24 protein-coding genes, 1 other RNA gene and 1 pseudogene are annotated in these 26,216 nt (G+C 66.8%); 17 read left to right on the plus strand and 9 right to left on the minus strand.

The window, feature by feature from the left end; translation table 11 throughout:
• Window positions 1-160 precede the first annotated feature (160 nt).
• Window positions 161-1,768 carry a malate synthase A gene (aceB, locus tag AC1DNE_RS20795; protein ID WP_476766433.1) on the plus strand — a complete coding sequence of 536 codons (1,608 nt, stop codon included), beginning with the start codon at window positions 161-163 and terminating at the stop codon, window positions 1,766-1,768.
• Between the two features lie 62 nt (window positions 1,769-1,830).
• Here aceB and AC1DNE_RS20800 read toward each other — a convergent pair whose 3' ends face one another.
• The 3 genes from AC1DNE_RS20800 to AC1DNE_RS20810 are packed head-to-tail and all read right to left on the minus strand — an operon-like array spanning window position 1,831 to window position 3,203.
• Entirely contained in the window at window positions 1,831-1,992 is a 162-nt protein-coding gene (locus tag AC1DNE_RS20800; RefSeq protein ID WP_441472871.1) for a hypothetical protein, read from the minus strand.
• Window positions 1,993-2,040: 48 nt separating this feature from the next.
• Window positions 2,041-2,985, minus strand: coding sequence for a dihydrodipicolinate synthase family protein (locus tag AC1DNE_RS20805; protein WP_476766432.1), 945 nt, complete (start codon window positions 2,983-2,985; stop codon window positions 2,041-2,043).
• Window positions 2,986-2,993: 8 nt separating this feature from the next.
• Window positions 2,994-3,203, minus strand: a complete 210-nt coding sequence (locus AC1DNE_RS20810; RefSeq protein WP_441472873.1) for a hypothetical protein — start codon at window positions 3,201-3,203, stop codon at window positions 2,994-2,996.
• Between the two features lie 175 nt (window positions 3,204-3,378).
• On the opposite strand from AC1DNE_RS20810, the gene AC1DNE_RS20815 reads away from it, so the two are divergent.
• The 8 genes from AC1DNE_RS20815 to AC1DNE_RS20850 all read left to right on the plus strand — a co-directional run bounded on the left by AC1DNE_RS20815 (window position 3,379) and on the right by AC1DNE_RS20850 (window position 10,274).
• On the plus strand, window positions 3,379-4,425 hold the full coding sequence (locus AC1DNE_RS20815) for a DUF3616 domain-containing protein (protein ID WP_476841172.1): 1,047 nt from the start codon (window positions 3,379-3,381) through the stop codon (window positions 4,423-4,425).
• Between the two features lie 5 nt (window positions 4,426-4,430).
• Complete coding sequence (locus tag AC1DNE_RS20820; RefSeq protein WP_476766430.1) at window positions 4,431-4,991, plus strand: NUDIX hydrolase; 561 nt, start codon at window positions 4,431-4,433, stop codon at window positions 4,989-4,991.
• 158 nt (window positions 4,992-5,149) lie between these two features.
• Entirely contained in the window at window positions 5,150-6,049 is a 900-nt protein-coding gene (locus AC1DNE_RS20825; RefSeq protein WP_476841173.1) for a hypothetical protein, read from the plus strand.
• Window positions 6,050-6,187: 138 nt separating this feature from the next.
• On the plus strand, window positions 6,188-6,472 hold the full coding sequence (locus AC1DNE_RS20830; RefSeq protein ID WP_441472877.1) for a metal-sensing transcriptional repressor: 285 nt from the start codon (window positions 6,188-6,190) through the stop codon (window positions 6,470-6,472).
• Between the two features lie 25 nt (window positions 6,473-6,497).
• Window positions 6,498-7,610 (plus strand): S-(hydroxymethyl)glutathione dehydrogenase/class III alcohol dehydrogenase, encoded by a 1,113-nt coding sequence (locus AC1DNE_RS20835; RefSeq protein ID WP_476841174.1) that lies wholly within the window; start codon window positions 6,498-6,500, stop codon window positions 7,608-7,610.
• Between the two features lie 198 nt (window positions 7,611-7,808).
• Window positions 7,809-8,645 carry an S-formylglutathione hydrolase gene (gene fghA, locus AC1DNE_RS20840; RefSeq protein WP_476766428.1) on the plus strand — a complete coding sequence of 279 codons (837 nt, stop codon included), beginning with the start codon at window positions 7,809-7,811 and terminating at the stop codon, window positions 8,643-8,645.
• Between the two features lie 329 nt (window positions 8,646-8,974).
• On the plus strand, window positions 8,975-9,211 hold the full coding sequence (locus tag AC1DNE_RS20845; protein ID WP_441472880.1) for a hypothetical protein: 237 nt from the start codon (window positions 8,975-8,977) through the stop codon (window positions 9,209-9,211).
• Between the two features lie 208 nt (window positions 9,212-9,419).
• A complete protein-coding gene (locus tag AC1DNE_RS20850; protein WP_441472881.1) occupies window positions 9,420-10,274 on the plus strand; it encodes an outer membrane protein in 855 nt (284 codons plus the stop codon).
• A 75-nt stretch (window positions 10,275-10,349) separates the two neighbouring features.
• On the opposite strand, the gene gpmI is transcribed toward AC1DNE_RS20850, so the two are convergent.
• Window positions 10,350-11,864 carry a 2,3-bisphosphoglycerate-independent phosphoglycerate mutase gene (gene gpmI / locus AC1DNE_RS20855; RefSeq protein ID WP_476841175.1) on the minus strand — a complete coding sequence of 505 codons (1,515 nt, stop codon included), beginning with the start codon at window positions 11,862-11,864 and terminating at the stop codon, window positions 10,350-10,352.
• Window positions 11,865-11,979: 115 nt separating this feature from the next.
• Here gpmI and AC1DNE_RS20860 point away from each other — a divergent pair.
• The 4 genes and pseudogenes from AC1DNE_RS20860 (at window position 11,980) to AC1DNE_RS20875 (ending at window position 16,312) form a co-directional block, all read left to right on the plus strand.
• Window positions 11,980-12,728 (plus strand): annotated as a pseudogene (locus AC1DNE_RS20860) (haloacid dehalogenase type II).
• An 18-nt stretch (window positions 12,729-12,746) separates the two neighbouring features.
• Window positions 12,747-13,433 carry a glutathione S-transferase family protein gene (locus tag AC1DNE_RS20865; RefSeq protein WP_476766426.1) on the plus strand — a complete coding sequence of 229 codons (687 nt, stop codon included), beginning with the start codon at window positions 12,747-12,749 and terminating at the stop codon, window positions 13,431-13,433.
• Window positions 13,434-13,593: 160 nt separating this feature from the next.
• Window positions 13,594-15,267: a formate--tetrahydrofolate ligase gene (locus AC1DNE_RS20870; RefSeq protein WP_441472885.1), complete on the plus strand. Its 1,674-nt coding sequence runs from the start codon at window positions 13,594-13,596 to the stop codon at window positions 15,265-15,267.
• An 85-nt stretch (window positions 15,268-15,352) separates the two neighbouring features.
• Window positions 15,353-16,312, plus strand: coding sequence for an alpha-D-ribose 1-methylphosphonate 5-triphosphate diphosphatase (locus AC1DNE_RS20875; protein ID WP_441472886.1), 960 nt, complete (start codon window positions 15,353-15,355; stop codon window positions 16,310-16,312).
• 122 nt (window positions 16,313-16,434) lie between these two features.
• On the opposite strand, the gene AC1DNE_RS20880 is transcribed toward AC1DNE_RS20875, so the two are convergent.
• The gene (locus AC1DNE_RS20880) at window positions 16,435-17,472 is read right to left on the minus strand and encodes an L-idonate 5-dehydrogenase (RefSeq protein ID WP_441472887.1); all 1,038 of its coding nucleotides are present in this window, start codon (window positions 17,470-17,472) and stop codon (window positions 16,435-16,437) included.
• A 262-nt stretch (window positions 17,473-17,734) separates the two neighbouring features.
• Here AC1DNE_RS20880 and AC1DNE_RS20885 point away from each other — a divergent pair, with 262 nt between their 5' ends.
• Window positions 17,735-18,502, plus strand: coding sequence for an SDR family NAD(P)-dependent oxidoreductase (locus AC1DNE_RS20885; RefSeq protein ID WP_441472888.1), 768 nt, complete (start codon window positions 17,735-17,737; stop codon window positions 18,500-18,502).
• Window positions 18,503-18,736: 234 nt separating this feature from the next.
• On the opposite strand, the gene glmM is transcribed toward AC1DNE_RS20885, so the two are convergent.
• The 4 genes from glmM to ybgF form a co-directional block, all read right to left on the minus strand.
• Window positions 18,737-20,080 (minus strand): phosphoglucosamine mutase, encoded by a 1,344-nt coding sequence (glmM, locus tag AC1DNE_RS20890; protein WP_441472889.1) that lies wholly within the window; start codon window positions 20,078-20,080, stop codon window positions 18,737-18,739.
• A 162-nt stretch (window positions 20,081-20,242) separates the two neighbouring features.
• On the minus strand, window positions 20,243-22,168 hold the full coding sequence (gene ftsH / locus AC1DNE_RS20895) for an ATP-dependent zinc metalloprotease FtsH (protein ID WP_441472890.1): 1,926 nt from the start codon (window positions 22,166-22,168) through the stop codon (window positions 20,243-20,245).
• 109 nt (window positions 22,169-22,277) lie between these two features.
• A complete protein-coding gene (tilS, locus tag AC1DNE_RS20900) occupies window positions 22,278-23,336 on the minus strand; it encodes a tRNA lysidine(34) synthetase TilS (protein ID WP_476766422.1) in 1,059 nt (352 codons plus the stop codon).
• Window positions 23,333-24,271: a tol-pal system protein YbgF gene (ybgF, locus tag AC1DNE_RS20905; RefSeq protein WP_476811093.1), complete on the minus strand. Its 939-nt coding sequence runs from the start codon at window positions 24,269-24,271 to the stop codon at window positions 23,333-23,335. Before ybgF ends, tilS begins: the two co-directional genes overlap by 4 nt.
• A 156-nt stretch (window positions 24,272-24,427) precedes the next feature.
• On the opposite strand from ybgF, the gene ssrS reads away from it, so the two are divergent.
• The 3 genes from ssrS (at window position 24,428) to AC1DNE_RS20920 (ending at window position 26,209) form a co-directional block, all read left to right on the plus strand.
• A non-coding RNA gene (gene ssrS / locus AC1DNE_RS20910) (6S RNA) lies at window positions 24,428-24,585 on the plus strand.
• 8 nt (window positions 24,586-24,593) lie between these two features.
• Complete coding sequence (locus tag AC1DNE_RS20915; protein WP_476766420.1) at window positions 24,594-25,193, plus strand: 5-formyltetrahydrofolate cyclo-ligase; 600 nt, start codon at window positions 24,594-24,596, stop codon at window positions 25,191-25,193.
• 191 nt (window positions 25,194-25,384) lie between these two features.
• The gene (locus tag AC1DNE_RS20920; RefSeq protein WP_441472894.1) at window positions 25,385-26,209 is read left to right on the plus strand and encodes a TIGR00282 family metallophosphoesterase; all 825 of its coding nucleotides are present in this window, start codon (window positions 25,385-25,387) and stop codon (window positions 26,207-26,209) included.
• Window positions 26,210-26,216: the final 7 nt, after the last annotated feature.

Genomic DNA, 26,216 nt, shown 5'->3' on the forward strand with positions numbered 1-26,216 from the left:
CCTATCTGCGCATTTTTTGGGAAAAGAAGTGCCGTTGCGTCATCCCGCCTTCCACACGCCGATAATTATTTCTCAAATAGAATAAGTGAAAATCATTTTTCTCCATTCCGAAAACAATCATTTCGCGGAACAGTGCGTTCAGATCACCAAAGGAGCAGCCATGTCGGACACCCCCACTCTCTCCCTTCCGCCGGGCGTCGTCATCAAGGGCGCCGTGCAGCCGCGCTTCGACGAGATCCTCACCACGGAAGCGCTCGCCTTCGTCGCTGACCTGCATCGCCGCTTCAACGAGACGCGCAAGCGCCTGCTCGCCTTGCGGGCCGAGCGCCAGAAGCGCTTCGACGCCGGCGAAACGCCGGATTTCCTGGCTGAGACCAGGCACATCCGCGAAGGCGACTGGAACGTCGCGCCGATCCCGGCCGAACTTCAGGATCGCCGCGTCGAGATCACCGGCCCGGTCGACCGCAAAATGATCATCAACGCGCTGAACTCCGGCGCGAAGGTCTTCATGGCCGATTTCGAGGACGCTTCCTCCCCGGTCTGGACCAATATGGTCGAGGGCCAGATCAACCTCAGGGATCGCTGGGCGGGCAAGATCGACTTCACCGATCCCACGAGCGGCAAGGACTACAAGCTCGGCGCCAAGCCGGCCGTGCTGATCATCCGCCCGCGCGGCTGGCATCTGCCGGAGCGCCACATCGAGATCGACGGCGAGGAAGCCTCCGGCTCGCTGGTCGATTTCGGGCTCTATGTCTTCCACAATGCCAAGGCGGCGCTGGCGGCCGGTTCGGGCCCCTATTTCTACCTGCCAAAGCTCGAGAGCCACCTCGAGGCCCGACTCTGGAACGACGTCTTCGTCGCGGCGCAATCGGCGCTCGGCCTGAAGAACGGCACGATCAAGGTGACCGTCCTGATCGAGACCCTGCCGGCCGCCTTCGAGATGGACGAGATCCTCTACGAGCTGCGCGAGCACATCGCGGGCCTCAACTGCGGCCGCTGGGACTACATCTTCTCCTTCATCAAGAAGCTCGCCCGCAACAAGGCCTATGTCCTGCCGGACCGCTCGCAGGTCGTGATGTCCAAGGCCTTCCTGCGCGCCTATTCGCTGCTGCTGATCAAGACCTGCCACAGGCGCGGCGCCTTCGCGATGGGCGGCATGGCGGCGCAGATCCCGGTCAAGAACAATCCCGAAGCGAACGCCGCAGCCTTCGCCAAGGTCAAGGCCGACAAGGAGCGCGAGGCCGGCGACGGCCATGACGGCACCTGGGTCGCCCACCCCGACCTCGTTCCCGTGGCGATGGAGGTCTTCGACCGGCTGATGCCCCAGGCGAACCAGCTCGGCAAGAAGCGCGACGACGTGAACATCGGCACCAGGGACCTGCTGGAGGTCCACCAGGGCACCCGCACCGAGGAAGGCTTCCGCGAGAACATCCGCGTCGGCGTGCAGTATATCGAGGCCTGGCTGCGCGGCCGCGGCGCAGTGCCGATCTACAACATGATGGAAGACGCCGCGACCGCCGAGATCAGCCGCGCCCAGATCTGGCAATTCGTCCAGTATGGCGTCGAGCTCGAAGGCGGCGTGAAAGCAGATGCGGCGCTGTTCAAGCGCTGCCTGCCCGAGGAAATGGAGCGGGTGAAGGGCGAGCTCGGGGCGGACGTCTATGCCAAGGGCCGTTTCCCCGAAGCGATCGCGCTGTTTGAGACACTGTCGCTCGCGCCGAACTTCGAGGACTTCCTCACCGTCCCGGCCTACGCCAAGCTGGGCTGAATCCGGGTCCGGTCAGTCGATCGAGGGCGCCGCTGCGAAGCGGCGCCCTTTCGTTTGCACGGTCAGTGCAGGTGCCACCAGACCCGCCCGCCGATGACGACGGCGAGCAGGGCGACCGACCCGAAGAGATGCAGCAGGTCGGCCTTCCAGCTGCCGCTCGATGAACCGCGAACATGCTGGTAGATCGCCTCCCGGCGACGGCGATAGGTGCCGATCGTGGTCATTGAAGTCTCCATCCGATCATTGCAGGCGCTTCGGCGCCCACGCCGGGTTCAGGCGCGGCAGGGCGCCCCCGCCGCACCGCTCCGCGTCGCCGCCATCGCCGTGCCGGCGAGCGGGCGCGGCAGATCCTCGATCGCATCGCGCATGAGGGCCGCGAACTCCGGGCGCGCCGGCGCGAGCGGCGCGCGACAGGCAGCACCGATCTCCGGGTGAAGCATCGACAGGGCGAGCTTGACGAGCACCGGATCGGGCTCCCGGGCCAGCAGGTCGAGCAGCGGGACGAGACGCCGCTGCAGGATCTGCGCCTGCCCGTAGAGTTCGGAGCGCGCGGCGCTCTCCAGCCGCGCCAGCCAATGCGGTGCGAGATTGCCGACGCTGGTGACGGCTCCGCAGCCGCCCGCGAGCAGATAGGCGGGGATCGTCTCGGCCGCGCCGGTCAGCCGCATGAACCGGCGGTCGCGCAGCCGGGCGATCCGGTCGCAGCGAACGAGATCGCCGCGCCGCTCCAGGATGCCGACGATATTCGCGGCGCCTTCCAGGCGCTCCAGCGTCTCCGGCGCGACCTCGACGCCGCAGCGGTCGGGATCGTTGTCGAGGATGATCTCGAGCCCGGTCGCCGCCGCCGCAGCCAAGGCATGGGCGGCGAGACCCGCCTGCGTCGGCCGGTTGTAATAGGGCATGCGCAGCAGCAGGGCTGAGGCGCCGGCCTTCTCGGCAGCGGCGATCTCGGCGATCGTCTCGGCCGTGGCATAACTGCCGACGGCCGCGATCACCGGGAAATGCCTGCCGGCGATGCGGCGGGCGGCAGCACAGAGTTCCCTGCGCTCCGCCTCGTTCAGGGTCGGGCTTTCGCCCGTGGCGGTGCCGATCACGATACCGTCGGCGCCCTGCGCGATCTGCCAGTGAATGAGGCGTTCCAGAGCGCCGTAGTCGATCGCGTCCTCATCGAAGGGCGTGACCAGCGCGGTGAACATGCCGTGTAGCCAGTGGTTCATGGCGCGCCTCAGAGCAGCCTCAGCGTCTTTGCCGTCATGCGGACCGCGCGCGGCCGGTGGCCGGTCTCGAAGACGGCATAGCGCAGCGCGGTGCCGCGGTCGGCGAAGATGCCGCCGCCGCGACCATGGGTCTCGACGGCCAGCCAGTGCCCTTCGATGTCTCGCCCGACCAGAAACTGGAGCGGACCGCCGAAGGATTTGCGAGGGATACTGAACATCATCCTGTTTCCCGAACGGTCTTCCAGACCGCACGGACAAGGTATTTTTGCCGCCATAGGCATTCGAGACGTAGCGAAGCGCGACAACATCAACGATGCATAAAAACTGCGACGCCGCTTTTGACTTCCGCGGGCCGCTCGCGCTCAATCCGCCCGTCTCTCCTGGATTCGCCGCATGCGCCCCCGCCTACTCTCCCTCCTCGCCGCCGCCCTCCTCGGCGCTTCCTTCGCCCATGCCGCGACGCTCGCATCCGAACAGCGGTTCAGGACGCTGGGGGACTTCTCGGGCAAAAGGCCGGGCAGGGTGGCGCACGATGTCAGCGGCCTTGCCTGCATGCCGGTCGCGAACGGAGCCCAGCGCTGCCTGCTGATCAACGACGAGGGCTCCTTCGCCCAGTTCGCCCGGATCGCCGAGAACCGCATCACGCCCGGCGCGACCCTGCCGGTCGTCGGCACGGACGCCTCGCCCGACACGCTCGGCCAGCCGCCGCAGGGCATCTGCCGGGCGCCCGGCCGCTTCGCCGAACTCGATGGCGAGGCCGTCGCCTATGCGGATGGCGCTTTCTATCTGGCCGGTTCCCATGGCTGCTCGCGCAACAAGGGCGAGTTCCGCCTCTCCGCCTTCCATCTGGCGCGGATCAAGGTCGATGCCGACGGCGCCCCGACCGGACGCGTCGAGCTGACCTATCGCTTGAGCGACATGCTGCGCCGGGCTGGCGAGGCGGGCGCTTTCTTCGGCCGCAGCCTGATGGACGACAACGGGCTCAATGTCGAAGGCATCGCCGTCATCGGCGATACGCTCTGGGCCGGCCTGCGCGCGCCTTCGCTCGGCAATCGCAGCTTCCTCGTCGGCGCTTCGCTCGCAGCGCTCTTCGCACCGGGGCATGCTGCCGCGACAACGGCTCCGACGGTGGTGGCACTGCCGGCCGGGCGTGATCGCGGCATCCGCGACCTGGCCCCCCTGCCCGATGGACGGCTGCTCGCGCTGCTTGGCCCGGCGCAGGACCAATCGCTGCCCTATTCCCTGATGCTGGTCGACACGTCCCGGCCGGAGGCAGCCGCGCCCCTCGGCGAGTTGCCGGCCCGCGGCGAAGGCAAGGCGGAATCCCTGACGATCCTGGCGGAAAGCCGCGGCGCGCTCACCGTGCTGATCGGCTATGACGGCCGCAAGAACGGCCATTTCGAATCCTACCGCCTGCCTCTGCCTGGCCAGACCCGTTGATCGCCATGGATTTTCACTCCCGCCTTGCCCGCGCCGTCGCGCGCTACCGTGCCGAGGTCGCCGGCCCGCGCGAGCATCTCTCGCTGCTGCGCTGGCAGATGGCGGAGGGTCACGCCCTCGACCGCCGCGACACCTTTCCCGGCCATCTCACCACCAGCGCCTTCGTGCTCTCCCCCGACCATGCGCAGGTCCTGCTGATCGACCATGTCGTGATCGGCCGCTGGCTCCAGCCCGGCGGTCATTGGGAGGAGGCCGAGCATTTCCATCTGTCGGCTGCGCGCGAAGCCGAGGAGGAGACCGGGGTCCAGGGGCTGACGCTGCATCCCTGGCACGCGGGCGGCGACGTGCCCTTCACCATCGACAGCCACGACGTGCCGGGCAAGCCCGCCCGCGGCGAGCCCGACCATATCCATCACGACCTGCAATATCTCTTCCTCGCCGACCCCACCCGGCCGCTCGTCGCGCAGGTCGAGGAGGTTCACGCCGCCGCCTGGAAGCCCGTCGCGGCCTTGGCCGAGATCGCGCCACGCGCCCTGGAACGGCTCTCGCGCCTGCCAAAGCGCTGACTGTTGCAGCGCAACAACATCGGGCCGGATTGCGGAAACGCCTATGGCTCTTTTATCGCGCCGGGTCCGGACCCACGGCATGGTTCATTCAAGGATGAATTAGATATTGCAAACGATTTGCAATAACGTATTGATCCGTGACCTCCCCGGAGCCCGCTATGCCTTCGAAAGCCCTCGCTCTCGCCCTGATCGCTACTGCTGCGTCAGCCTCTGCCTTTGCCGCTGATCTGCCATCCCGCAAGACCGCTCCCGCACCGGCGCCAGTCGTCTCGGCTTGTACCGAGAGCGAAGGCATTCCGACTGACGCATTCGGCTTCACCACCGGCTCGGATGTCGCGGAGAAGGGCGCCTTCGGCCCCAGCCTCACCTATAACGGCGCGTTCGGCACGCGCGTCGGCTCCTCGAACGGCCACGGCCTCACCCTGCAGGGATCCTACGGGCTCTTCCCCTGCTTCGAGATCGGCCCCTATGTGCTGGGCTCCTTCACCAATGCTTCGGCCAACGGCATCGGCGCCGACGCGCGCGCCATCGGCGCCGGCGTCGAGATGAAGTACAAGCTGCTCGGCCGCGACATGCACGGGCTCGGCTTGACCCTCGTGATCGACCCCAGCTTCAACCGCGCCGATCCGGACGGCGCCGGCCGCTTCACCACCTACAACACCGGCATCCGCCTCTTCGCCGACAAGACGCTGATCCCCGGAACGCTCTATGCGGCGCTCAACCTCTCGCAGGATCTGACCTGGACCGGCCCCTCGCCCTATCAGCGCTCCTCGACCCTCACGGTCGCTGGTTCGCTCTCCTGGCAGGTCTCGGACGGACTCTATCTCAGCGGCGAAGTCCGCCACATGCGCGCCCATAACGAGCTCGGCTTCGGTAATGAGGCGGGCTACGCCACCTTCGCCGGCCCCGGCATCTTCTGGCAGGCGACGAAGCAGCTCGCACTCTCGGCCGCCTACAACATCCAGGTCGCCGGCAAGGCCAAGGGCGACCCCGGCAATCTCGACCTGACCAATTTCGGCCAGCATCTCGTCAAGGTGAAGCTCGGCTACAGCTTCTGAGCCTTCTGAACATCGCGCCTGCGCAAGGGCGGCAGCGGCAACGCTGCCGCCCTTTTTCATGTCGGCAAGTCGCCCGCGTTGACATACTCCCCCCGAGTACCATAGCGTAACTGGCAGATCGAAGCTCGACATGTCGCCATGCCTCATACGCCGGAAGAGAAGAAGCGCGCCGTCACGCGGCTGCGCCGGATCAGGGGGCAGGCCGACGCCCTGATCGCCGCCGTGGAACGCGGCGAGGAATGCGGCGCCCTGCTCCAGCAGCTCGCCGCGCTGCGCGGCGCCGCGACCGGGCTGATGGCGGAGGTGCTGGAGAGCCACCTGCGCGAAACCATGCACGGCACCGCCGGCCCGGCAAAGACATCCCCCGATGACGCCGACGAGGTCGCCGCGATCATGCGGGTCATCCGCCCCTATCTGAAATGACCGTTCGCAAGGAAGGAAACACCCCATGAAAACCCGCGCCGCCGTCGCCTGGGAAGCCGGCAAGCCGCTTACCATCGAAACCATCGAGATCGGTGGCCCCAAGGCCGGCGAGGTCCTCGTCGAGGTCATGGCGACCGGTATCTGCCACACCGACGCCTACACGCTCTCGGGTCTCGATTCCGAGGGCAAGTTCCCGGCGATCCTCGGCCATGAGGGCGCGGGCATCGTGCGCGAGGTCGGCGCCGGAGTGACGACGCTGAAGCCCGGCGACCATGTCATCCCGCTCTACACGCCGGAATGCCGCAGCTGTAAGTCCTGCCTGTCGCGCCGGACCAATCTCTGCACCTCGATCCGCGCGACCCAGGGCCAGGGTGTGATGCCGGACGGCACCTCGCGCTTCTCCTGCGACGGCGGCGAGGTCTTCCACTACATGGGCTGCTCGACCTTCGCGAATTTCACGGTCCTGCCCGAGATCGCGCTCGCCAAGGTCCGCGAGGACGCACCCTTCGACAAGATCTGCTACATCGGCTGCGGCGTCACCACCGGCATCGGCGCCGTGATCTACACCGCCAAGGTCTGGCCGAGCGCCAATGTCGTGGTCTTCGGCCTCGGCGGCATCGGCCTCAACGTCATCCAGGGCGCGCGCATGGTCGGCGCCGACAAGATCATCGGCGTCGACATCAATCCGGCCAAGCAGGAGATGGCGCGCAAGTTCGGCATGACCGACTTCATCAACCCGGCCGAGGTCGGCAACGACAAGGTCGTGCAGGCGATCGTCGACCTGACCGGCGGCGGCGCCGATTTCTCCTTCGACGCCACCGGCAACACCAATGTGATGCGCCAGGCGCTGGAATGCTGCCATCGCGGCTGGGGCGAGTCGATCATCATCGGCGTCGCCGAGGCCGGCAAGGAGATCGCCACCCGCCCGTTCCAGCTCGTCACCGGCCGCGTCTGGAAGGGCACCGCCTTCGGCGGCGCGCGCGGGCGCACCGACGTGCCGAAGATCGTCGACTGGTATATGGAAGGAAAGATCAACATCGACGACCTGATCACCCACAAGCTCACGCTGGAGGAGATCAATCACGGCTTCGACCTGATGCATGAGGGCAAGTCTATCCGCAGCGTCGTGGTCTACTGAGGCACGCCGCTTTCTGGCCTTATCGATAGGGCACGGAGCCATCGTCATCCCGGACAAGCGGTGAAGCCGCGCCGATCCGGGCTCCATCGTAGAGCAAAGTTCCTCACGATGGATCCCGGATCTCCGCTTCGCTGCGCCCGGGATGACGGCGCAGGTTAAGCTGCATTGTCGCAGGCGCTCGACCGAAAGGAACTCACCATGGAACTCCTCTCCTCCTCGAAGGCCTTCGGCGGCTCCCAGCGCGTCTACCGTCACGAGAGCGCGGCCTGCGCCTGCCCGATGACCTTCGCGATCTATCTGCCGCATCAGATCGAGGATGGGCCGGTTCCGCTGCTGTGGTACCTTTCGGGCCTGACCTGCACCCATCAGAACGCGATGGACAAGGGCGAGTACCGCGCCGCGGCTGCCGCCAATGGCATCGCCATCATCTGCCCGGACACCAGCCCGCGCGGCGAAGCCGTGCCGGATGAGCCCGACAACTGGCAGTTCGGCTCGGGCGCCGGCTTCTATCTCGATGCCACGCAGGAGCCCTACGCCCGCAACTACCGGATGGAGAGCTACATCCGCGACGAGCTGCCCGCGCTGGTCACCAAGAACTTTCCGCTCGACATGAGCCGGCAGGGCATCTTCGGCCACTCCATGGGTGGGCATGGGGCGATCACGCTCGCGCTCAAGAATCCCGGGCGCTACGCCTCGGTCTCGGCTTTCGCGCCGATCACCCAGCCCTCGACCGCGGGCTGGTCCCGGCCTGCATTCGAGAAATATCTCGGCCCCGACGAAACGACCTGGCGCGCCTATGATTCAACCCTGCTGATCGCGGACGGGCATCGCATCCCGGATCTCCTCGTGGACCAGGGCACCGCCGACGGCTTCCTCGACGAGGGCCTGCGCCCGCAATTGCTCGAAATCGCCTGCGCCACGGCCGGCATCCCGCTGCAGCTGACGATGCGGGATGGCTACGACCACTCCTACAATTTCGTCTCGACCTTCATGGCGCAGCATATCGCCTGGCACGCCGAGCGGCTGTTCGCCTAGAGCATCGGACCGAAGAGGTTCGCCGCGAATTCGAGGATGTGGCGGCAAAGGGCCGCCAGACTGCCAACCGGAAGGCAGCTGTCGGCTCCAGCCTGCCCGCCGCAAATACGGTCGCGGCAAGGGGCTGAGCCGGCCGCTCTCAGCCCCGATCGGGAAAGGCACGGGACGGAGAACGTCCCCCCTCTCGAACCGGCCATGCGCGCAATTCATCCAAATGAAGGATGCCGGTTAACGTCATTTAAGGCCAAGTATCCTCGGGGGGCCACGGGTGCGGCCTATCAATGATGGATGTGCAGATCGCTCACCTGAATGAGCGCGGGAATTTCTTTGTGATCGTTCCGGTCGAAAGTTCCTTCGGCGCGCAGACCCGCGTGGCGCAGGAGGCCGCGATCGACAGGATGCGGCTTGCAGCGATGACCGCGCGCCTCAACGGCACGGTCGTCCCCGTCTGGCAGGATGGCAACCGCCTCGCTTTTCGGGCGCCCCAGCGCTTTCACAGCTTCTTCAGGAGCCTGTCGCTGCCGATCATCCGCAGCAAGCTGAATGCGACTCTGCCCTGCCAGTGACCAGGCAGTCTCCCTGCCATCGCCCTCGCCTCGGATCTCGGCCACGCCGAAATCAGAAAGATTTCGTTAAGCATTCGGGCGCAGTTCAGGCAAAAGTAAGGTTAGCCGTTAGGGTTAAGGGTCATTTAAGAAATGTCTGACAGGTTCTTCCCGTTGGTAACTCGCGCGGGCTGCGTTCTTGCGCCGCGCAAACGCGAAGGACACTGCCATGGGCAGCCTGAAAACTCTCGCGCTGGCGGGCGCCCTGGCCCTCGGTGCCTCCGTCGCGGCGCACGCAGCCGATCTGGCCTACGCACCGCCGCCTCCCCCGCCTGAGCCCCTCGGCCTCAAGGGCACGATCTCCGGCGGCTTCTACCTGCGCGGCGATATCGGCGTCGGTGTCCAGAGCGTCGGGAAATATTTCCAGGAAGATGTCGCCCAGTTCGGTGGCAGATTCTTCGGCAAGACCGACAACTCGGCCTTCTTCGCCGGCCTCGGCATCGGCTATCGCTTCAACAACTGGCTCCGCTTCGACGTCACCGGCGAGTATCGCGGCTCCACCTCGATCGGGGTGAACGACATCGTCTTCAACCCCTTCATCAACGACAACCAGACCAACACCTACAAGGGCAACCTGTCCTCGCTGGTCACGCTGTTCAACGGCTACATCGACCTCGGCACCTGGAACTGCCTGACGCCGTATATCGGCGCCGGCATCGGCTTCACGCAGAACCGCATCAGCGGCCTGACCGACCAGGGCTCGGTCGCCGGCTTCCCGACGCTGGGCTACGCGAACAACGGCACCAAGACCAACGTCGCCTGGGCGCTCATGGCCGGCCTCGGCTACGAGGTGAACAAGAACCTCACCCTCGAACTCGGCTATCGCTACCTCAACCTTGGCGACGGCCAGTCGGGCCGCATCCAGAACGCCTTCCTCCCCGAGAGCTATGGCCCGCTCAAGGCCAAGGACCTCGACAGCCACGACTTCCGCATCGGCATGCGCTGGAACTTCGGAGACCCGAACTGCTGCGGCACTCCGGAGCCGGTCGCCTATGCGCCGCCGCCGGTGGTGCGCAAGTACTGAGACTGACCCAACGACCAAAAAACGAAACGGCGCGGATCATCTCCGCGCCGTTTTGCTTTTGCCGGTCGCCCCGCCTCAGCGCAGCAGCGACTGCCCGGTCATCTCCGCCGGCTGCTCCAGCTCCATCAACGCGAGCAAGGTCGGCGAGATGTCGGCAAGGCGCCCATCCGCCAGCGCCTTGGCCTGCCCGCCGATCAGCATCACCGGCACCGGGTTCGTCGTGTGCGCGGTATGCGGCTTGCCGGTCTGCGGATCGACCATCAGCTCGGCATTGCCGTGATCGGCCGTGACGAGCAGCGCCCCGCCCTGCCGCTGCACCGCTTCGGCGATCGCACCCAAGCCTGCATCGACCGTCTCGACCGCCTTGATCGCCGCCGCCAGCACGCCGGTATGGCCGACCATGTCGGGATTGGCGAAGTTGAGCACGACGAGATCGTAGCGGCCGGACTCGATCGCCTCGACTGCCTTGGCGGTCAGCTCCGGAGCCGACATTTCGGGCTGCAGATCATAGGTCGCGACCTTGGGCGACGGCACCATCACCCGCTCCTCGCCGGCATAGGGCGTCTCCTCGCCGCCGTTGAAGAAATAGGTGACGTGCGGATACTTCTCCGTCTCCGCCATGCGGACCTGCGTCCGGCCCGCCCTGGCGACCGTCTCGCCCAGCCCGTTGGCGAGTGTCTGCGCCGGGAAGAGCGCCGGCATGATCTTGTCGAGCTCGGCGCTGTAGGAGGTCATGCTGACCGCCTTGACGAGCTTTGGCACGCGCGGACGTGCGAAGCCGTCGAAAGCCGGCTCCAGGACCGCATTCAGGATCTCGCGGATGCGGTCCGAGCGGAAGTTGAAGCTGAGCAGCCCGTCGCCATCCTTCATGCCGGCATAGCCGCCGATCGCCGCCGGCAGGATGAATTCATCGGTGACCTTGCCGGCATAGGCGGCCGCGATCGCCGCATCGGCCGTGTCGAAGGCCTCGCCCTCTCCCAGCACCATCGCTCGCCAGGCCTTCTCGACCCTCTCCCAGCGATTGTCGCGGTCCATCGCATAGTAGCGGCCCGAGACGCTGGCGATCACCGCCTCTGGCGGCAGCGCGGCGGCAAAGGCCTTGACGTAGTCGGCGGCCGATTGCGGCGGCGTATCACGCCCGTCGGTGAAGACATGGACCCGAACCGGGATGCCCTGCTTCGTCAGGATATGGGCGAGCGCGACGGCATGGTCCTGATGGGCATGGACGCCGCCCGGCGAGACGAGACCAAGCAGATGGCAGGCACCACCGCTCGCCTTGAGTTCAGCGACGAGACCGGAGGCAGCGAGCGCGGCCTCGATCGAACCGTCGGCGATCGCCTGGTTGATCCGCGGCAGGTCCTGCATCACCACCCGGCCGGCGCCGAGATTCAGATGGCCGACCTCGGAATTGCCCATCTGGCCTTCGGGCAGGCCGACATCGAGCCCGGAGGTGCGCAGGAAGGCATGCGGGCAACTCGCCCAGAAACGATCGAAATTCGGGGTCTTCGCCAGCCGCACGGCGTTGTCTTTGCTGTCGTCGCGCCAGCCCCAACCGTCGAGGATCATCAGCATCACGGGGCGAGGCGGCATCGGCTTACCTGTCGGCATCGGTGAAGGATGGTTGTGCGGATATCACGCACCACCTCGCCTATGCGAGTGCTAAGAAAGCGGCGGAACCGCGGCGAAGCTCCGATGGGAGGCAGCGATGACGATCAAGGCGCTGGTTTTCGATGCCTATGGCACGCTGTTCGACGTGCAGTCCGTCGCAGGCGTCACCGATCGGGCTTTTCCGGGGCACGGCGCGGCGATCACGCAGATCTGGCGGCTGAAGCAGCTCGAATACACCTGGCTGCGCGCCCTGATGGACCGCTACGAGGATTTCTGGACCGTCACCCGCGACTCGCTCGACTTCACCTGCGGACGCTCGGCCTCTCGGCGCCGCCGAATCTCGTTTGGCAGATTGCCGAGGCCTATGACGCGCTCGCCCTCTACCCGGAGGCGCGGGCGGCGCTGGAAGGGCTCGCCTCGCACCGCCTCGCCATCTTCTCGAACGGCAGCCCGGCGATGCTGAAGCGGCTCGTCGCCCATGCCGGCATCGGCGAACTGCTGGAAACCGTGATCAGCGTCGACGAGATCGGCGTCTACAAGCCTGACCCGCGCGGCTACGCCCATGTCGAGAAGCGGCTCGGGCTGGCGCGCGAGGAGATCCTCTTCGTCTCCTCGAATGGCTTCGACATCGCCGGCGCCAAGTCGCATGGTTTCCACGTCGCCCGCATTGAGCGCGTGCCAGCGGACAGGCTGCGCTGCGAGCTGGAAACGGCAGCAACGCTCGACCCGGCCCTGATGTTCAAGGCGCTCAGGATGCAGCCTGAACAACTCGGATTTCAGGCCGACGCGACCATTGCAGCGCTCACCGATCTCGTCTCCTATGTCGCCGCACTGAGACAGGCCTGAGCGCCGCCGAGGAGCCCCATGATCAAGCTCTACTACCACCCATCGCCCAATCCGGCGAAGATCGCGCTCTTTCTCGAGGAAGCCGGCCTGCCCTACGAGATGGTGCCGGTCGACACCCGCAAGGGCGACCAGTTCAAGCCGGAATTCCTCGCCATCAACCCCAATGCCAAGACCCCGGCTCTCACCGATGGCGACGTCACGGTTTTCGACTCGAACGCGATCCTTCTCTATCTCGCCGAGAAGACAGGGCAGTTCCTGCCGCAGGACACGCCGAAGGCGCGCGGCGAAATGCTGTCCTGGTTGATGTTCGTCGCCACCGGCATCGGCCCCTATTGCGGCCAGGCGGTGCATTTCAGCCGCTTCGCACCGGAGAAGATTCCCTACGCCATCAACCGCTATTCCCGCGAGGCCGAGCGGCACTGGGGCATCATCAACGATCTCCTCGCCCGGCGCCGCTACATGCTCGGCGACGTCTACACGCTGGTCGACATGTCGGTCTGGGGCTGGGCGACGCGCCTTTCCTTTGCGGTGGGCGAGACCTGGCCGCAGATGTTCCCGCATGTGAAGCGCCATCTCGACGAGATCTCGGCTCGCCCCGCAGCGCGGCGCGCGGTCGCTCTCAAGGACCGGTTCGACTTCAAGGCCGATTTCGACGCCGAGGCGTTCAGGTACCTGTTCCCGCAGAACGCCCATCTCAAATCCTGAGGCCGCCCGTGCGGTGCGCTCATCGCAGCGCGCCGCACCGCCTGTGCATCATGGCTGCCTCCGCGGCAAAAGCGCTGGCGGCGACAGGCGTTTCGCGCCAGTGTCGCCGCGGCTCTGCCCCCGGGGAGGCGCGGAGCAAGTACAGTCTCCGAGAGGACGGATGCCGACCGATATCGAGATCGCGCGCGCCGCGACGCTTCAACCTGTTGCCGCCATCGCCGAGCGCGTGGGCATTCCCTCGGAGGCGCTCAACCCCTACGGCAAGCACATCGCCAAGATCGACACGCAGGCGATCCCCGACTTCGAAACGCGGCCGGACGGCAAGCTGATCCTCGTCACCGCGATCAGCCCGACACCGGCTGGCGAAGGCAAGACCACGACGACGGTCGGTCTCGGCGACGGGCTTTCTCGCATCGGCAAGCGCGCGATGATCGCGCTGCGCGAGCCTTCTCTCGGCCCCTGCTTCGGCGTCAAGGGCGGCGCGGCCGGCGGTGGCTATTCCCAGGTCGTGCCTATGGAGCAGATCAATCTGCACTTCACCGGCGACTTCCACGCCATCACCAGCGCCCACAACCTGCTCGCGGCCATGATCGACAATCATGTCTACTGGGGCAACGGGCTGGAGTTCGACACCCGTCACATTGCCTGGCGCCGCGTGCTCGACATGAACGACCGGGCGCTGCGCTCGACGGTCTCGTCGCTCGGCGGCCCCGGCAACGGCTTTCCGCGGGAGGACGGCTTCGACATCACCGTCGCCTCCGAAGTGATGGCGATCTTCTGCCTGGCGCGTGACGCGATCGATATCGAGGAGCGTCTCGGCCGGATCGTCGTCGGCCGCACGCGCGACAAGCGCCTGATCACCGCGGCCGACCTCAAGGCGACCGGCGCGATGAGCGTCCTGCTCAAGGACGCGCTGATGCCGAACCTGGTGCAGACGCTGGAGGGCACGCCGGCCTTCGTCCATGGCGGCCCCTTCGCCAACATCGCCCATGGCTGCAATTCGGTGATCGCGACGCGCGCGGCGCTGAAGCTCGCGGACTATGTCGTCACCGAGGCCGGCTTCGGCGCGGATCTCGGCGCCGAGAAGTTCTTCGACATCAAGTGCCGCAAGGCCGGGCTCAAGCCCGCCGCGGCCGTCGTCGTCGCCACCGTGCGCGCCCTCAAGATGCATGGCGGCGTCGCCAAGGACGAACTCGGCCAGGAAAACCTCAAGGCGCTGGAAGCCGGCATGGCCAACCTCGCGCGCCATGTCGAGAACATCCGCAAATTCGGCGTGCCGCCGATCGTCGCGATCAACCACTTCACCACCGACACCGCGGCCGAGCACGATCTGATCCGCCATTACTGCCGCAACCATCTCGGCGCCGAGGCGGTCATCTGCCGGCACTGGGCCAAGGGCGGCGCCGGCGCCGAGGAGCTCGCCCGCAAGGTCGCCGCGCTCACCGACGAGGACGAGGCCGATTTCGCGCCGCTCTACCCGGACGAGATGCCGCTGCGCGATAAGCTGGAGACGATCGCGCGTGAGATCTACGGCGCGGCCGGGGTCGGCGTCGACGGCAGGCTGCGCGACCGCTTCGCGGAGCTGGAGGCAGCCGGCTTCGGCAACCTGCCGGTCTGCGTCGCCAAGACCCAATATTCCTTCTCGGCCGACCCTGCGCTGCGCGGCGCGCCCTCCGGCCATATCGTGCCGCTGCGCGAGCTCAGGCTTTCGGCCGGCGCGGGTTTCGTCGTCGCGATCTGCGGGGACATCATGACGATGCCCGGCCTGCCGCGCCAGCCGGCCGCCGAGCGCATCCATATCGATGCGCAGGGGCGGATCGAAGGCTTGTTCTGACGGCTCCGCCAACCGGCAGCGTCACGCCTTCGTCAAATGACTCATCGAAGCCCCCCGCCTCGGCATCGACAGCGGGGCAGCGAAGATGAGCACGAAAATCACGGGCGTGCGGGCGCTCCTCGATGAACTCGCCGCGACGGACGTCTCGCTCGAAGGAGGTCTGATCGCCTCATTGGGCGAGGCCTCGCACACGGCGGATCTCGTGCTTCACGCCGAAGGCTGCCTCCTGCTGCCGGGTATCGTCGACTGCCATGGCGATGCCTTCGAGCGTCACATCATGCCGCGCCCGGGCGTCGCCTTCGATATCGATCTCGCGCTGCGCGACGCCGACCGCGCTTTGCTGGCGAGCGGCATCACCACCGCCTTCCATGGCGTGACCTGGTCCTGGGAGCCGGGCCTGCGCAGTGCGGAGAATGCGCGCCGGCTGGTCGAGCGCATCGCCACCCTCAAGCCGGAGCTCGGCGCCGATACCCGTTTCCACATGCGTCATGAGACCTTCAACCTCGACGCTGAGGAAGAGATCGCCTCATGGCTGGCCGAGGCGGCGCGCAAGGCGGGCGTGCCGACCATGTCCCATGACGACATGAGCCCTGGGATGCGGCGGCAGCATCGTGCGCTCGGCATCGCCATCGCCGAGTTTCCGATCAATGAGGCGACGGCGCGCGAGGCGGCCTCGGCCGGGGAAGCGATCGTCTTCGGCGCGCCGAATGTGCTACGCGGCGGCTCGCATACGGGCTGCCCGGCGGCCGAGGAGATGGTGCGCCAGGGGCTCTGCACCATCCTGGCCTCCGACTACTACTACCCGGCGCTAGCGCTGGCGCCCTTCCTGCTCGCCGAGAGCGGCGCGGCCTCCTTCGCCACTGCCTGGACGCTTGTTTCGGAGAACCCTGCAGCAGTGCTCGGGCTCACCGATCGCGGCCGGATCACGCCGGGCTTGAGGGCCGATCTCGTCATCGTCCGGCCGGCCCCCACACCGCGCGTGGTGGCGACCATCGCCGGCGGGCGGCTCGTCCATCTCGCCGACCCGTCGCTGCTAGGCTGGTAGAACACACTGCGTCATGCTCGGGCTTGACCCGAGCATCTCATGCCGAAGGAGGCTCCCGCGCTATCCCCTCCCGAGATTCTCGGGTCCGCTAACGCGGCCCGAGAATGACGCTCCGCTTCGGCTCATGCGAAATCGAGCTGCACCTTGATCGCCTTCGACTTGTCTGCCGCCAGGTCGAAGGCCTCGACCGCGCGATCGACCGGGATCGTCGCCGTCAGCAGCGGCGAGAGATCGATAGTACCGGAGCCGATCATCGCCACCGCCCAGTCGAACTCCTCATGGAAGCGGAAGGAGCCGCGCAGGTCGAACTCCTTGGCGACCACGACGTTCATCGGCAGCGTGAACTGGCCGCCCACGCCGATCTGCACGATGATGCCGCCCGGCCGGACCACATCGAAGGCGCCGGTCAGCGCATGCTGATTGCCGGAGGCCTCGAACATCACGTCGAAGGCGCCCTTCTCGGCCCCGTATTCCGCTTTCAGCCGCTCGGGCTCGGCGGCAACGTTCACGGTCGCGGTCGCTCCCATCCTGCGCGCGACCGGCAGCGGCCCGTCGACCACATCGGTCGCCACGATCTCTGAAGCGCCCGCCGCCTTCGCCGCCACGATGGTGAGAGCGCCGATCGGCCCGGCCCCCGTCACCAGCACGCGCTTGCCGAGCAGCGGGCCGGCGCGCTTGGCGGCGTGGAGGCAGACCGAAAGCGGCTCGGCGAAGGCAGCCTCGGCGGCGCCGACATGCGGCGCGACTTTGACCGCCTGCCGCTCCTCGACGACGAGCACGTCGCGGAAGCCACCCTGAACATGCGGGAAACGCATCGCCGAACCGTAGAACAGCATGTCCGTGCAGTGCTGCTGCAGCCCCATCTGGCAGTAGCGGCAATGGCCGCAGGCCCGGCTCGGATTGACCGCGACCCGGTCGCCCGGCTGCACCCGCGAAACCTCGCCGCCGATCGCCTCGACGCGGCCGGCGATCTCATGGCCCAGGATCATCGGTTCGCGCACGCGGATCGTGCCGAAACCGCCATGAAGGTAATAGTGCAGATCCGAGCCGCAGATGCCGCCGGCCTCGATCCGCACGCGCACGTCGCGCGGCCCGAGCTCCGGCGCGGTCGTCGGCTCGACCCGCAGGTCCTTCTCGGCATGAATGACGACGGCACGCATGGTGGTTCTCCCTGATCCGGACAGCTTGTTTTCCTCTGCCCTCATCCTGAGGAGCCGCGGAACGCGGCGTCTCGAAGGATGGTTTGGAGCGCGCTGGAACACCCTTCGAGACGCAAGGCATTCGCCTTGTTCCTCAGGATGAGGGCTGAGAAAGCGAAGGCGCCCTTCCGTGGTTGTCTAATCGATTGAAACCTGCTTACCCAAGGATGCAGGCTTTGCGCAAACCGAATTTGCTCACACCAGAACACTGCGAGGATACGCCATGTCGCTGTCGCTGTTCAGTCTCGAAGGCAAGATCGCACTGGTCACCGGCTCCGGCCAGGGCATCGGTCTGGCGCTCGCAGAGGGCCTGTCCGAGGCCGGCGCCCATGTCGTGCTGAACGGCCGCGACAAGGCCAAGCTCGAACGTGCCCGGCAGGCGCTCGCCGCCGCCGGCCGCAAGGCCTCCATCGCTCCCTTCGACGTCACCGACCAGAAGGCGGTCGAGGCCGGCATCGCCGCGATCGAGGCCGAGATCGGGCCGATCGACATCCTCATCAACAATGCTGGCATGCAGAAGCGCGCGCCGATCACCGAATTCCCGGTCGAGGGCTGGCACGAGGTGATGAACACCAACCTGCATTCAGTGTTCTACGTCACCCAGGCGGTGACGAAGCGAATGGTGCCGCGCAAGCGTGGCAAGATCATCAATATCGGCTCGGTGATGAGCGAGCTCGGCCGCGCCACCATCATCCCCTACACGGCCTCCAAGGGCGCGGTGAAGATGATGACGCGCGGTCTCGCCGCCGAGCTCGGCAAGCACAACATCCAGGCCAACGCCATCGGCCCCGGCTATTTCGCCACCGAGATCAATGCCGCGCTGATTGCGGACGAGGCCTTCTCGAACTGGGTTGCCACCCGCACGCCGGCCGGGCGCTGGGGGGAGACGAAGGAGCTCGTCGGCGCCGCCATCTTCCTGTCCGCGGCGGCATCCGACTACGTCAACGGCCATCTGCTGATGGTCGACGGTGGCCTGACTGCGGTGGTGTGAGGCTGGCACAGCCGTCATTCTCGGGCGAAGCGTAGCGCAGACCCGAGAATCTCATGACGGGGTCGCACCGAACCTCCACCGTCATTGCGAGCACAGCGAAGCAATCCAGGAGGACCGGGTGAGACGTCCAACCCAGTCTTCCTGAATTGCTTCGTCGCTTCGCTCCTCGCAATGACGACCGGAGCCTCCTCCGGCCGGAGATGCTCGGGTCGAGCCCGAGCATGACGGTGCCCTTCAGGCCGCGGCCTTCGTCACCGCCTCGACGACATCGTCCACCGCGCGCTCGACCAGATCGCGGTCGTCGCCTTCAGCCATCACGCGAATCACCGGCTCGGTTCCCGAGGGGCGGATCACCAGGCGTCCGCTGTCGCCCAGCAACTGCTTCGCGGCCTCGATCGCGCTGATGACGGGCTGCTGCTCCAGCGGCTTGCCGGCCTTGTAGCGCACGTTCTTGAGGATCTGCGGCAGCGGCTCGAAGCAGTGGCAGACTTCCGAGACCGGCCGGTCCATCCGCTTCACCACCGCGAGCAGTTGCAGCGCCGCGACCAGCCCGTCGCCGGTCGTGCCGAAATCCGAGAGGATGATGTGGCCGGACTGCTCACCGCCGAGGTTGAAGCCGTGGTTGCGCATATGCTCCAGCACATAGCGATCGCCGACCGCCGTGCGCGCCAGCGACAGGCCCAGCCCCGCCAGATAGCGCTCCAGCCCGAGATTGGACATCACGGTTGCGACGATGCCGGGCGCCGAGAGGCGGCCGTCCTCCATCCAGCTGCGCGCGATCACGGCCATGAGCTGGTCCCCATCGACGATATGGCCGTGTTCGTCGACCACGAGCACGCGGTCGGCGTCGCCGTCGAGCGCGATGCCGACATCGGCGCGCAGCTCCTTGACCTTCTCGATCAGCGTCGAAGGATGGGTCGAACCGATCTCGCGGTTGATGTTGAAGCCGTCAGGCTCGACGCCGATGGTAATGACCTCGGCGCCCAGCTCCCAGAGCGCCTGCGGCGCGACCTTGTAGGCGGCACCGTTGGCGCAATCGAGCACGATGCGCAGGCCTTCGAGGCTCAGGTTGCGCGGCAGCGTCCGCTTGGCGAACTCGACATAGCGCGCATCGGCGCTGTCGATACGCTTGGCCCGGCCGAGCATCGGCGAAGTCGCCAGGCGCGGGCCGAGATCGGCGTCGATCAGCGCCTCGATCTCCCGCTCGACATCGTCGTTGAGCTTGTAGCCATCGGGCCCGAACAGCTTGATGCCGTTGTCCTCATAGGCGTTGTGCGAGGCCGAGATCATCACACCGAGATCGGCGCGCATCGAGCGCGTCAGCATGGCGACGGCCGGGGTCGGCATCGGGCCGAGCAGCATCACGTCCATGCCGACCGCGGTGAAACCCGCGACCATGGCGTATTCGATCATGTAGCCGGAGAGGCGGGTATCCTTGCCGATCACGACCCGATGGCGATATTCGCCGCGGCGGAAGGCCAGGCCGGTCGCCTGGCCGACCTTCATGGCAAGGTCGGGCGTAATGACGCCGTTCGCCCGCCCGCGAATGCCGTCAGTTCCGAAATATTTGCGCGTCATTGCGTTTCGATTCCGAGGGGCTGCAACGCCCGATTGTACGTGTTCTATAGCCAAAAAACCTTTCCGCCTTCTCACAAATTATGACGGAACATGACATCGTGGCTGCCCAAACAGAAAGGGCGGCCACGGGGGCCGCCCTTCCCTTCAACTATACTGGCGGTATCAGACCTGCGGCTGCGGCTCCATGCCGGCGTCCGGCTCGCCGCGCTTGCGGCCCTTGCCCGCGCTCGGCACGGCCGAGCCGCGCGGGGCATGCGGCGTGTCGTCGAGATCGCGCGAAGGGCGCTTGCCGGCGATCAGGTCGCGGATTTCCTCGCCGGTCAGCGTCTCGAACTCGAGCAGCGCCTCGGCCACCGCGACGAACTCCTCATGGTGATCGGTCAGGATCTTCTTGGCGTCGGCATAGCCCTCGTCGACGAGGCGCTTCACCTCCGCGTCGATCTTCTGGGCGGTCGACTCGGAGACGGACTGGCTTCGGCCCATCGACATGCCCAGGAAGACCTCTTCCTGATTGTCGCCATAGGCGACCATGCCGAGCTCGTCCGAATAGCCCATCTGCGTGACCATGGCCTTGGCCATCTTGGTCGCCTGCTGGATGTCGCCCGTGGCGCCCGAGGTCACGTTCTCGCGGCCGAAGGTCATCTCCTCCGCCACGCGCCCGCCCATGGCGACCGCAAGCTGCGAGGTGAACTCCTTGAACTTCATCGAGTAGCGGTCGCCCTCCGGCAGGAACTTGACCATGCCGAGCGCGCGACCGCGCGGGATGATCGTCGCCTTGTGGACCGGGATGCCGGCCGGCACGTAGAGGCCGACGATAGCATGGCCTGCCTCGTGATAGGCCGTGAGCTTCTTCTCCTCCTCGGACATCGCCATGGATTTGCGCTCGGCGCCCATCATGACCTTGTCCTTGGCGTCCTCGAACTCGGCATGGGTGACCATGCGCTTGCCGCGGCGGGCCGCCAGCAGCGCGGCTTCGTTGACGAGGTTCATCAGGTCGGCGCCGGAGAAGCCGGGCGTGCCGCGGGCGAGGATCTTGAGGTCGACATCCGGCGCCATCGGCACCTTGCGGACGTGAACCTTGAGGATCTTCTCGCGGCCGGCGACATCCGGGTTCGGCACGACGATCTGCCGGTCGAAACGGCCGGGTCGCAGCAGCGCCGGGTCGAGCACGTCCGGACGGTTGGTCGCAGCGATGATGATGACGCCCTCGTTCGGCTCGAAGCCGTCCATCTCGACGAGGAGCTGGTTGAGGGTCTGCTCGCGCTCGTCATTGCCACCGCCGAGACCGGCGCCGCGATGACGGCCGACAGCGTCGATCTCGTCGATGAAGATGATGCAGGGCGCGTTCTTCTTGGCCTGCTCGAACATGTCGCGAACGCGGCTCGCGCCGACGCCGACGAACATCTCCACGAAGTCGGAGCCCGAGATGGTGAAGAACGGCACATTGGCCTCACCGGCGACGGCGCGCGCCGTCAGCGTCTTGCCGGTGCCGGGAGGGCCGACGAGCAGCACGCCGCGCGGGATGCGCCCGCCCAGCCGCTGGAACTTCTGCGGATCACGCAGGAATTCGACGATCTCCTGCAGGTCTTCCTTGGCCTCGTCGATGCCCGCGACATCCTCGAAGGTGACGCGGCCATGCGCCTCGGTCAGCAGCTTGGCCTTCGACTTGCCGAAGCCCATCGCCCGGCCGGCGCCGTTCTGCATCTGGCGGGACATGAAGATCCACAGGCCGATGAAGATGACGAAGGGCAGCGAGTTGACCAGCAGCGCCATGAACCAGGGCGTGCCCTCGGACGGCGCGCGGGCCGACACCTGCACGCCCTTCTGCGCCATGGTCTTCAGCAGATTGGGGTCGCCATAGGGCGCATAGGTCACGAAATTGCGCCCGTCGGAGAAGCTGCCGGAAATCTCCTGTCCGGCGACCACGACATTGGCGACGCGGCCGGCTTCGGCCTCGTTGATGAGCTGGCTGTAGGGGATTTCGTTGGTGCTCGCGCGCTGGCTTGGGCTCTGGAACAGAGTCACCAGCGCCAGGACAAGAAGAAAAATCACCACCCAGAGGGCGAAATTACGAAAATTCGGATTCATCACCAGTCCGATCGGGCCTGCCGGACCAACCGGATAAGGCCAAGGGTTTCCCGAGCTAATCTAGGAGCGGCGTACGCCCTTGCCAAGGGAAACAGAAGACGTAAGGGCACTAAGATGTCGCAGGGTGAACGCCGCGTCGACGTGGCGGCTCCCGTTCGAGGGCCAGCACGCCGTCCACGCCAAGCATCACCATGCAGCCGGACAATGTCCGTCTGATGGCAGAACCTGTCTTCGCCGCAGCACGCAGCGCCTCCACGCAATCCTCCAGCCGTTCGAGCCGACCATAGCGGTCGCCGCTGGCCATGACGGCCTCAAGCGCCTGCCCGACCACGCGCAGAACGATCTCGTCCGGCTCGGCCATCAGCGCCGAAAAGTCGAGCCTCACCCGGTCCTCGCCCGCCTCTCGCGGCAAGCCGACCGCTGCAAACACGGCCTGCGCGCGCTGGCTCGCCGCAGCCTCCAGCCGCGCCATCCTTTCTGCCATCCGTCCGAAGCGCTCGGCCGTCAGCCCCTCCTCCGCGAGAACCGGCATGATCTCACGCCAGCGAACGCGCTCGAAGCGCAGGTCGGCATTGCTCGGATCACTCACAAAGGGAAGGCTGCGCGCCCGGGCTGTCGCAACGAGCCGTGCCTTCGCAATGCCGAGAAGCGGGCGGACAAGTGCGACACCGTCCTTCACGGTTCGCCCGCGCATCCCGACGAGACCGGACGGGCCGGAGCCATGGGCGAGCCGCATCAGCATCGTCTCGGCCTGATCGTCGAGCGTGTGGGCGGTCACCAGAACGGCACCGCCGAGCCGCTTCGCCTCTCCCGCCAGCAGCGCGTAACGGGCGTGCCGGGCCGCTGCCTGGATGCCCCTTGAAGGCTTCTCGCCTTCCCAGCGCAGGGTCGCGTGCGCGACGCCGAGCCGCGCGCAGAGCGCGGCGACAGCGGCAGCCTCCGCCGAGGCTTCCGGCCTCAAGCCATGGTCGACGGTCGCGGCATGGAGCCGTGGCCGGCCCGGCAAGCGCGCCCAATCGGCCAGCAGCCCCAGCAATGCGACCGAATCCGGCCCGCCTGAAACCGCGACGAGCAGAACGCTTTCCTGCGTCAGCCCCAGAAAGAGTTCGCCGGCCTCGACAGGCGAGACCGGCGACGCATTCGTTTGATTCTGTGGCAGCGCGCTCAAGCGCAGCCGGAGCGGCGCCGCTCGCGCGCCACGCCCTGGCGCACCGCATTGGAGGCCGAGGGATAATCGACGCCGACCTTGGCATAGGTCGCGCAGGCCTGGTCCTTGGCACCGAGCCCATTCAAAGCCATGCCGAGCTTGAGCAGGCTGTCCGGCGCCTTGGTCGCCTTCGGCGATTCCCGCGAGATCTTCAGGAACTGCTCGGCAGCCTCGCGATAGCGCTGGCGCTGTAGATAGCTTTCGCCGAGCCAATAGGTGGCGTCGACCGCAAGCCGGTCGCGCGGATAGCTCTGCAGGAACTGCCGAAAGCCCATCTCCGCCTGCTCGTACTCCCTGCGTTGGAGCGAGGTGAAGGCGAGGTCGTAGGCCTCCTTGGCGCTCTGGGGACCGCTGGCAGCCGCGACGCTCGGCCCCCGCGGCATGGCCTGCGGCAGGCCGCCTTGCGGAGCGGGGCGTCCGACGCCCTGCAGGTCGAGCGGCCGGCCCGTGGCCGGTCCGCCGCCATCGTCATCCTCGATGATGCCTGCGATCCCGCCGCCGAGCTGCTGCGGGCCGCCGGCGGCGCCCTGCTGCATCGTCGGATCGAAGGCATCGCCACGGCGCTGGCGCTGCGGCGCCCCGGGGGCGCCACCGCCAGCCGGCGGAGCGCCCGGCGCGGCCCCGCCTGAACGGCCGCCGCCCTTCTCGTTCAGGCGGAAATCGACATCCTCCTGAAACTTGCGCAGCTGTTCGCTGAGGCGGCGGTTCTCGAACTGGAGCTGCTCGATCTGGCCGGACATCTGGCGCAGCTGGTTCTCCAGCCGCGTCGTACGCACCAGCAGGTCAGCGGCATCCTGGGCCGAGCCGGGCGCGGCCCCGCCGAACAGTGCCGCGGCGCAGGCGAGCGCAACCAGCCCCGAACGGGAAAGATAACGGGCGAGGATCGAAGGAAGCATCGATGAAACCGGTTTTCCGAACATGTCGCGCTTGTCTATATCATCTGCTCACCACGTCCAAAATATGAACATTTTCATGGCGCCCCCCCGCACATTTGGGTGCGTGCCGGCAAATCGCCTCTGGCGCTTTGCCGGCGGCTTGCTTACATTGGCTGAGCGGGGCTGCCTGGTGCGTGAGAGACAGCATTCCCCGGGCCCATACGACTCCCTAGGGAGCTGTCCCTGTCCGGATCCATCGGAACCGGGCACACGGCGCCCACCTACTTCTGTAGGTGTCCCGGGATTCAAAACTCCACGGCCGAGGTGGCTCCGCAGCCTGACCATGACGACCACGCGTCCCGATACGCCTTTCATACCCCCGGCCTCCCCATCCCCGCGCAAGGTCGTTCTCCGTGACGCCGCGCTGGCCCGCCGTGACGCGCTGGATCTCGACAGCCGGCTCGAATGGGATGCGGACATCGCCGCCCGCGTCCTCGCTCTGCCCGTCTGGGACAGCACCGGCCCTATCTCCGCCTATTGGCCGATGCGCTCGGAAGCCGATCCGCGCCCGATCCTCGAAGCGCTGCATGAGCGCGGGCTGCCGCTCTGCCTGCCGGCGATCGTCGACAAGCGCATGATCTTCCGCCGCTGGGCGCCCTACGAGCCGATCGTGCCGGGCGGCTTCGGCACGCTCGTCCCCGCTCCCGCCGAGCCCGAGGCTAAGCCTGTCATCCTGATCGTGCCGCTCGCCGCCTTCGACCGGCGCGGCTACCGCATCGGATACGGCAAGGGCTACTACGACCGTGCCCTGACGGAACTCGGGCCGACCGTCAGCATCGGCATTGGCTACGCAGCACAAGAAATCGAGGCCGTGCCGGACGAGCCGCACGACCAGCGCCTCGACTGGATCGTGACCGAACGCGACACTATCCGCTGCGGTTGATTCCGGCTGGCTTTCGGGTCACGGAGGAGGACAGACCTGCCATTCCACAGCCCTCATCCTGAGGAGCCGCGGAACGCGGCGTCTCGAAGGATGATCCAGCGGACTGTGGAACATCCGTCGAGGCGCGACCTGCGGCCGCTCCTCAGGATGAGGGCTCGTGTAACCGGCGCCCCTACCGGCTCGGAGCCCTCATGCGTTTTCTCTTCCTCGGTGACATCGTCGGCCGCCCTGGCCGGATTGCGGTTCAGGAGCGCCTGCCGGCCCTGCGCGAAGCGTGGAAGCTCGACTGCGTGGTCATCAACGGCGAGAATTCCGCGGGCGGCTTCGGCATCACCGAGGCGATTTGCGACGAGATCCTCGCAGCCGGCGCGGATGTCGTCACGCTCGGCAATCATTCCTGGGACCAGCGCGAGGCGCTTGTCTTCATCAACAGGCAGGACCGGCTGATCCGCCCGGCGAATTATCCGCCCGGCACGCCCGGCCGCGGCGCTACCGTCATCGAGGCGCGCAACGGCGCCCGCGTCCTCGTCGTCAACGTCATGGGTCGTCTCTTCATGGACCCGCTCGACGACCCCTTCGCCGCAGTCGAGCGCGAGCTCGCCGCCTGCCCGCTTGGCGAAGTCGCCGACGCCGTCATCGTCGACGTCCATGCCGAGGCGACGAGCGAAAAGCAGGCGATGGCCTATTTCCTCGATGGCCGCGCCAGCCTCGTCGTCGGCACCCACACCCATGCGCCGACCTCCGACACGCGCATCCTGCCCGCCGGCACGGCCTATCAGTCCGATGCCGGCATGTGTGGCGACTATGATTCCGTGCTCGGCATGCAGAAGGACGAGCCGGTGCGCCGCTTCCTGCAGAAGGTGCCGGGCGCGCGGCTGGAGCCGGCCACCGGCGAGGGCACTCTGTCAGGCGTCGCAGTCGAGATCGACGATGCGACGGGGCTCGCGAAAGCCGTCTGGGCCGTACGGGTCGGCCCGCATCTCAGCGAGGCGCTGCCCGGCTGGGCGCAAGACTGACCCGCAG

Source organism: Allobosea sp. 05L423, from assembly GCF_056397745.1.

Excerpts from the sequence above, each read along its gene's own strand:
- aceB (WP_476766433.1), top strand. The coding sequence starts at position 161 with ATGTCGGACACCCCCACTCTCTCCCTTCCGCCGGGCGTCGTCATCAAG.
- AC1DNE_RS20800 (WP_441472871.1), bottom strand. The coding sequence starts at position 1,992 with ATGACCACGATCGGCACCTATCGCCGTCGCCGGGAGGCGATCTACCAG.
- AC1DNE_RS20805 (WP_476766432.1), bottom strand. The coding sequence starts at position 2,985 with ATGAACCACTGGCTACACGGCATGTTCACCGCGCTGGTCACGCCCTTC.
- AC1DNE_RS20810 (WP_441472873.1), bottom strand. The coding sequence starts at position 3,203 with ATGTTCAGTATCCCTCGCAAATCCTTCGGCGGTCCGCTCCAGTTTCTG.
- AC1DNE_RS20815 (WP_476841172.1), top strand. The coding sequence starts at position 3,379 with ATGCGCCCCCGCCTACTCTCCCTCCTCGCCGCCGCCCTCCTCGGCGCT.
- AC1DNE_RS20820 (WP_476766430.1), top strand. The coding sequence starts at position 4,431 with ATGGATTTTCACTCCCGCCTTGCCCGCGCCGTCGCGCGCTACCGTGCC.
- AC1DNE_RS20825 (WP_476841173.1), top strand. The coding sequence starts at position 5,150 with ATGCCTTCGAAAGCCCTCGCTCTCGCCCTGATCGCTACTGCTGCGTCA.
- AC1DNE_RS20830 (WP_441472877.1), top strand. The coding sequence starts at position 6,188 with ATGCCTCATACGCCGGAAGAGAAGAAGCGCGCCGTCACGCGGCTGCGC.
- AC1DNE_RS20835 (WP_476841174.1), top strand. The coding sequence starts at position 6,498 with ATGAAAACCCGCGCCGCCGTCGCCTGGGAAGCCGGCAAGCCGCTTACC.
- fghA (WP_476766428.1), top strand. The coding sequence starts at position 7,809 with ATGGAACTCCTCTCCTCCTCGAAGGCCTTCGGCGGCTCCCAGCGCGTC.
- AC1DNE_RS20850 (WP_441472881.1), top strand. The coding sequence starts at position 9,420 with ATGGGCAGCCTGAAAACTCTCGCGCTGGCGGGCGCCCTGGCCCTCGGT.
- gpmI (WP_476841175.1), bottom strand. The coding sequence starts at position 11,864 with ATGCCGCCTCGCCCCGTGATGCTGATGATCCTCGACGGTTGGGGCTGG.
- AC1DNE_RS20865 (WP_476766426.1), top strand. The coding sequence starts at position 12,747 with ATGATCAAGCTCTACTACCACCCATCGCCCAATCCGGCGAAGATCGCG.
- AC1DNE_RS20870 (WP_441472885.1), top strand. The coding sequence starts at position 13,594 with ATGCCGACCGATATCGAGATCGCGCGCGCCGCGACGCTTCAACCTGTT.
- AC1DNE_RS20875 (WP_441472886.1), top strand. The coding sequence starts at position 15,353 with ATGAGCACGAAAATCACGGGCGTGCGGGCGCTCCTCGATGAACTCGCC.
- AC1DNE_RS20880 (WP_441472887.1), bottom strand. The coding sequence starts at position 17,472 with ATGCGTGCCGTCGTCATTCATGCCGAGAAGGACCTGCGGGTCGAGCCG.
- AC1DNE_RS20885 (WP_441472888.1), top strand. The coding sequence starts at position 17,735 with ATGTCGCTGTCGCTGTTCAGTCTCGAAGGCAAGATCGCACTGGTCACC.
- glmM (WP_441472889.1), bottom strand. The coding sequence starts at position 20,080 with ATGACGCGCAAATATTTCGGAACTGACGGCATTCGCGGGCGGGCGAAC.
- ftsH (WP_441472890.1), bottom strand. The coding sequence starts at position 22,168 with ATGAATCCGAATTTTCGTAATTTCGCCCTCTGGGTGGTGATTTTTCTT.
- ybgF (WP_476811093.1), bottom strand. The coding sequence starts at position 24,271 with ATGCTTCCTTCGATCCTCGCCCGTTATCTTTCCCGTTCGGGGCTGGTT.
- AC1DNE_RS20915 (WP_476766420.1), top strand. The coding sequence starts at position 24,594 with ATGACGACCACGCGTCCCGATACGCCTTTCATACCCCCGGCCTCCCCA.
- AC1DNE_RS20920 (WP_441472894.1), top strand. The coding sequence starts at position 25,385 with ATGCGTTTTCTCTTCCTCGGTGACATCGTCGGCCGCCCTGGCCGGATT.